At 67.8% G+C, this 5,016-nt stretch carries 7 protein-coding genes; 2 read left to right on the forward strand and 5 right to left on the reverse strand.

Annotated elements, in window-relative coordinates; genetic code table 11:
* Nucleotides 1-146 precede the first annotated feature (146 nt).
* Nucleotides 147-389: a YchJ family metal-binding protein gene (locus VKP62_01225; protein MEB3195802.1), complete on the forward strand. Its 243-nt coding sequence runs from the start codon at nt 147-149 to the stop codon at nt 387-389.
* On the opposite strand, the gene VKP62_01230 is transcribed toward VKP62_01225, so the two are convergent.
* The 3 genes from VKP62_01230 to VKP62_01240 all read right to left on the reverse strand — a co-directional run bounded on the left by VKP62_01230 (nt 327) and on the right by VKP62_01240 (nt 2,381).
* The gene (locus tag VKP62_01230) at nt 327-776 is read right to left on the reverse strand and encodes a hypothetical protein (protein ID MEB3195803.1); all 450 of its coding nucleotides are present in this window, start codon (nt 774-776) and stop codon (nt 327-329) included. The genes VKP62_01225 and VKP62_01230 overlap by 63 nt on opposite strands.
* 456 nt (nt 777-1,232) lie before the next feature.
* Nucleotides 1,233-1,724 (reverse strand): DUF2231 domain-containing protein, encoded by a 492-nt coding sequence (locus tag VKP62_01235; protein MEB3195804.1) that lies wholly within the window; start codon nt 1,722-1,724, stop codon nt 1,233-1,235.
* 261 nt (nt 1,725-1,985) lie between these two features.
* On the reverse strand, nt 1,986-2,381 hold the full coding sequence (locus VKP62_01240) for a hypothetical protein (GenBank protein ID MEB3195805.1): 396 nt from the start codon (nt 2,379-2,381) through the stop codon (nt 1,986-1,988).
* A gap of 279 nt (nt 2,382-2,660) precedes the next feature.
* On the opposite strand from VKP62_01240, the gene VKP62_01245 reads away from it, so the two are divergent.
* Nucleotides 2,661-3,689 carry a hypothetical protein gene (locus tag VKP62_01245; GenBank protein ID MEB3195806.1) on the forward strand — a complete coding sequence of 343 codons (1,029 nt, stop codon included), beginning with the start codon at nt 2,661-2,663 and terminating at the stop codon, nt 3,687-3,689.
* A gap of 120 nt (nt 3,690-3,809) precedes the next feature.
* Here VKP62_01245 and VKP62_01250 read toward each other — a convergent pair whose 3' ends face one another.
* Entirely contained in the window at nt 3,810-4,352 is a 543-nt protein-coding gene (locus VKP62_01250) for a hypothetical protein (GenBank protein MEB3195807.1), read from the reverse strand.
* 106 nt (nt 4,353-4,458) lie between these two features.
* Nucleotides 4,459-5,016, reverse strand: a 558-nt coding sequence (locus VKP62_01255) for a hypothetical protein (GenBank protein ID MEB3195808.1), incomplete at its 5' end; no start/stop codon positions are given.

Raw genomic sequence — 5,016 nt, forward strand, 5'->3', positions numbered from 1 at the left:
GCATGAAGCCGAACGATGAAGAAATTCGGGAGGGCTGACCCCACAGACCCTTCCGTAGACCAATTCGATCACCCCAGGTAAAGTTCAAACAGTCAGCGTTGCGACGCGACGAGAGGTGATCGATTTCCCCGGACTGGGTGATCGATTTGACCGGAATCCGCAAGCTCCGCCAGGTGAAGCGCAGCTTGCGCCAGACCCGCTGGACCGGCCTGACGATCCTCGCCGTGGAAGGCGGCTCGGTGCTGGAGTCGACCGGGGTGGTCGAGTTTGAGGCCACGTACGAGGCCGATGGCGTGCGCGGCGTGTTGCACGAGCGGTCGCGCTTCTTACGAGAGCAGGGCGCCTGGCACTACCTCGATGGAGAGGTCTCGGCGCGCGAAGCCCCCTGATGGCCAACGGAGGCCGGCTTTCAGCCCCACTTCCCCCCCACTGCTCGGATTGAACCACATTACACTGGCGACCACCTTCACCAGCCGCTGCATCGAGCCGAACGGCAGGCGGAACTCGAAGCGACCTGAGGCGTCGGTCCGAGCGGTTCCTTCAAGGCTCAAGGCCTGCCCCGACGCCAGGTCGAAGGCGGTGAGCGCAGCGCCCCCGAAGGCCGCGCCTGCAACCTCGGCCACGCCGCGCACCTGCAAGGGGCGGGCCAGTGACACCACCCCCGCCGGTGCAGGGCTGGCCGACCCTATCGGGTGGGTGCCCGCCATCGGCGTGCAGGCAAGGGCGAGGGCGCACGCGAGCAACAAAAACGGCTGCTGAAGCGAGCGGTGTCTCAAGGCACGACTCCTGACTGTCCGCGATCGAGGTACCAGCGCCGATAGGTGGCCCCTGCGCACGAGGAGGGAAGCGGGCCGCCGGTGGAGCATATCACAAGGGGTAACCAGGCGGCCACCAGCTTCCTACCGGCCGGGGGCCTGGACGGTCAGCGGGGGAGGGGACTGGACCCGCCCCCCTCGCCGTCCAAAAACGCCGCCGCCAGCTCAGGATAGGGGTGCGCACCCCGATGTTCGGGTTCGCGAGCTGGAGGGTGCATCCCGAACTGGCGATCGCCCCGAGGAGCAAGAAACGGGCGGAGAGCCGGAGCAATACGGTCAAAGTGTTCACCTTGGGGACCATGCATCCGCTGGCAGGCCCATCTGGCTGCGTGGGGGGCTCAGGAGGCGTAGATGAAGCCCCTGAATCGGCCCCACAGCACGGCATCGCGGCAGTGCCCGGACCGGCGTTCCCGGCTGTCAGCGCGCGTGGTTTTCGTCGCCGTGGGCGGGGGCCGCCGGGATCACGAGGCCTGGCTTGACGCCCGCGCCGTGCTCGTAGACCAGCACGCCGCCCGCATGGCCCGTCACGGCGGCCAGCCCCGCGAGGCCGACGCCGAGCGCCGCGGCCACGGCCCGCCCGGCCAGCCCCCCCGTGAGGCCGCGCCACACGAGCGCCCCGCGCACCGCCAGCACGAGTCCCGCGCCGATCAGCAACGCGAGCCCCAGCGCCTCGTGGCGCTCCAGGAAGGGCTCGATGCCCGGCAGGTGCTCCACAGCGTGCTCTGCGGCATCCCCCGTCACGTAGGCTCCCAGCGCGCCGAGGGTGGCGATCGCCTGGAGGCCGAGCGCCATCCGTGCCAGGCGGAGCCGCGGCCAGGCAAGGGCCGCTAGGTCAAGGCCAGCCACCACCACCACCAGCGCGAGCGGGAGGTGGACAACCAGGGGGTGCAGGGGCAGCGTGAGTGACATCGACGAATTCCTCTCGGGGCTGGCCTCGCCCGGCAGCGTCCGGGGCGTGCTGGCCGCCAGGGCCTCCCCTCCAGGATACTCGACGGGCCGGGGCCCGGGAAGGCTGACCGGGCCTGGTCCATCGCGCTCTCCAGCGGCGAGGGCGTGGCAGACGCCGCCGCGAGCTCGGCCCCCAAGTCAAGTCCGAGGGCCGTCAAGGCGATGCCTTCGGTCGCGTGGCGAGCCACACGGGCCTCGACGAATTGCTCGGTCCCGCCTCGCTCAGCCGGGACGTGGGTCTGTACCGTCTTGCATTTGCAGCGCCGCAACCCTCGCGAACACCGCGGCTTGGCTTCCTGCGCAATCCCTGAGCCACGGAGGCCGGAACAGGAGCACTTCCCCGATCCCATTCTCGATGTAGCTGTAGGGGTCGATCTGGACCGTCTCGTACCCCGTTGCGACCTCCGCGCCGTGTTGTTCCGCGTAGGCCAGTGCAAATCGAGACGGCTGCTCCGCCGGCGTGAAGCGGTTGTCGTGGTCGCCAATCCGAAATTCAGGCCCGTATTCCAGCTTGGCCCGCTCCTCGCGATAGCCCAGTTGCCAGGCGAGGCGGTTGTGGGCAAAGGCCTCCCTGAGGGCTTCTGAGCCGTGTTGATCGATCCATTCTTGTTGATTCATTTTCATCACTTCAGGGGGCTGTCCGCTGGCGTCTCGAGACGCGGATGACCGGACCCAATCGAAGTCTGCAGGGTGCGGCCTGCCCCGGTACGACCCTCCCGACCGGCGGTCCCAACCATTCGGGCCTTGCACCCCGGTCAGCATACCCGCCCGGCCACAGGTGGCGCCATCTGCTTCGTGTCCTGGAATTTTACGAAAGTCCACCCGAATTGTTGGCAGGCTGTTGGCCCTCAAGAGGAAAGCACGCTCACGTGTGTGTTGTTTCGGAAGGAGTCCACCATGAAGAATCCGGCTTACCCCCTCGGCCTCGTCCTTTCGGCGGCAGTGCTGCTCTCCGGCTGCGCCAAGGAACTGGTCGGGCAGCCGCCCATCAAGATGGTGCAGGCTTCCGCCTCGCTGAAGCGCACCACGGTCGCCCCCAACTCCGGCTCGGTCCGGGTGTCGTTTGCCGGCCTGTCGCCCCGCGCGCGGACCTACCGGACCCTGGCCACGCGGACCGACATCGAGAGCGTGTACATCTACCTGAGCGATAGCCGCAACGGGCAATCGCGCGAGCTTGACCGGAAGGAACTGGAACGCCCGCGCGTCGACCTGGCATTCAAGTCGGTCGCGACCGGTCCGATCACGATGCGAGTCGAGGCCCGCGACCAGGAGGGGCTGGTCATCGGCGAGGCCCAGCAACAGGCCCAGCTGCGCAGCGGCGAGAACCTGCTGATGAATCTGAACGTCGCCCTGATCGAAACGGGCAACGTCGGTGCCGTGATCCAGTTCGTGGACCCTGTCGTGCCCACCCCGCCGTGCACCCTTGAAGCGGCCTTCAAGCAGGCGGATAAGGACGGCGACAAGTTCCTGCAAGGCGAAGAGTACGCCTCGGCCTGGCCGTTCCAGCTCGTGCCCTGCGACTTCCGGGGTACCCTGCCGCCGCGCGTCGTCCGCCCGCTCGACCCGACCCATCCAGGGCTGACGGAGATGCTGCGCAAGGATCGCAACCGCGATGGCAAAATCAGCTTCGAGGAGTTCACGGCCGCGGCCACACCGGTGGTGCCGCCGCAGCCGTCGCACCCCTGCCTGGGCATGTTCCAGCAAGGGGATACCAACAAGGACGGCAAGGTTTCGTTGGCTGAGTGGATGGCCGCCAAGATGGCCCCCCCCGTGCCGAACCTCAGCGAGATCTTCAAGGCCCAGGACAAGGACAAGGACGGCTTCCTGAGCCCGCGCGAGTCCTGCGGCGCGGTGGCCGAGACAAGCGTGCCCGCCCCCGGGCCCGTCGTCCCGCAGCCTGTCCCCAGCGTCCCTCCCCGTCGTTGAGGCCCCGGGTTGGCACGGTCTGGCCGAGGACACTCCCGCCGGCTTGTTCCGAGGCCACCCAAGTCACGCCCTGCGGGAGGTTAACGTCCTGCAGGGCGATCGCCGTGGGCTGCTGCCGGCTCAGCATCCCCCGCTGAGGATGATGCCGACGCAGCGGCCTGTTCGGTCCAGCTGGAGGGTGTAGGTGACCTCACAGCCGTCCGACGGCGAGGTGTACGACACCTGCGAGGCGTCCCTGCTCGCCGGATGGTCGAAATCGACCTTCAGGGCGCTGTTGCTGCTCGCCGCGTGATGGGTCCGCGCCAGGTCAAGCGCGGTCTTCAGGGCGCAGGGCGGGAAGTGCCATTCGCTGCGCCAGCCATCCATGATGCCGGAGTAGAGCGTGACGTGGCCATCCTTGAGCAGGAAGCGAGCCCGGTACACGGGTCCGTACCCCTCATCGGTCCGGGCCAGCTGCTTGCCTCCGCGCTTCAGGATCTCGCCCCGACGCTCGGCAAAGCCTTGCTCGACCAGACGCACGGTGTCCAAGGAGAAGGCGCGCTTGGCGAAGGCGTCATAGGTGGCGACCAGCGGATAGGGGTCCGGCGGCGCCGCGGCGAGCGCCGCCGGGGCCCCCAGCGCCAGCGAAAGCGACAACGCGAACAGCCAAACAGCCCGCTTCATCCATTCCCCTCCCGCAATCCCAAGCCTGCTCCCCTCATACCCCATCGCGCCCACGCTCGTATGGCGTCGGCGCGGAGGCAGGCGCCGACGCCATCAGGGACCCGGCTCAGGGAGCCAGGTCGAGTTGCCGCACTCGCCCGAAGCGCCCGAAGCCGAGGCTCGTGTCGGTCGCCTCCTGCGACTGCTCGGCGATGTAGAGCTTGTCGCCGTTGGTTGAGAGCGCCAGGCCCTTGACCTCCGCAATCCGCCCGCTGAGGGGGTTGCTGGCGTCATCGGTGGTGCCGAGGAAGGTCGCCGTGGCACTCAGGCTCCCGGCGATGGTGGAACTCGACAGGTCGTTGGCGTTGATGCGCTGGATCGCGCTGCGGAAGCCGCCAGCCTCCGTGCCACGCGTCAGCGAGAGGTAGATCCACTTGGGGCTGCTGTTGGCATCGAACTCGATAAAAGGCGCCCTCACATCATTGCCGACATAAAAGCTGCCGATCTCGGAAGGGGAGCCGTGCTCGACCATCTGCTTCAGCTTGACCATCTGACCATCCAGGCTTGCCACGTAGAACGTCCGGCTGCTGCCTGCTGTCGGGTCGATCGCAAAGTCGTGCTCCGTGTTCGTATCATTATTGATGATGAGGTCTCGCGCCGCCGGGTTGGCCGCATCGAGTTCGCC

Source organism: Candidatus Sericytochromatia bacterium (assembly GCA_035285325.1).
Lineage (GTDB): Bacteria > Cyanobacteriota > Sericytochromatia > S15B-MN24 > JAQBPE01 > JAYKJB01.

What these genes read in the sequence shown, in the direction of transcription:
- VKP62_01250 (MEB3195807.1), bottom strand. Translation starts at nt 4,352, where the DNA reads ATGAAGCGGGCTGTTTGGCTGTTCGCGTTGTCGCTTTCGCTGGCGCTG.
- VKP62_01235 (MEB3195804.1), bottom strand. Translation starts at nt 1,724, where the DNA reads ATGTCACTCACGCTGCCCCTGCACCCCCTGGTTGTCCACCTCCCGCTC.
- VKP62_01245 (MEB3195806.1), top strand. Translation starts at nt 2,661, where the DNA reads ATGAAGAATCCGGCTTACCCCCTCGGCCTCGTCCTTTCGGCGGCAGTG.
- VKP62_01240 (MEB3195805.1), bottom strand. Translation starts at nt 2,381, where the DNA reads ATGAATCAACAAGAATGGATCGATCAACACGGCTCAGAAGCCCTCAGG.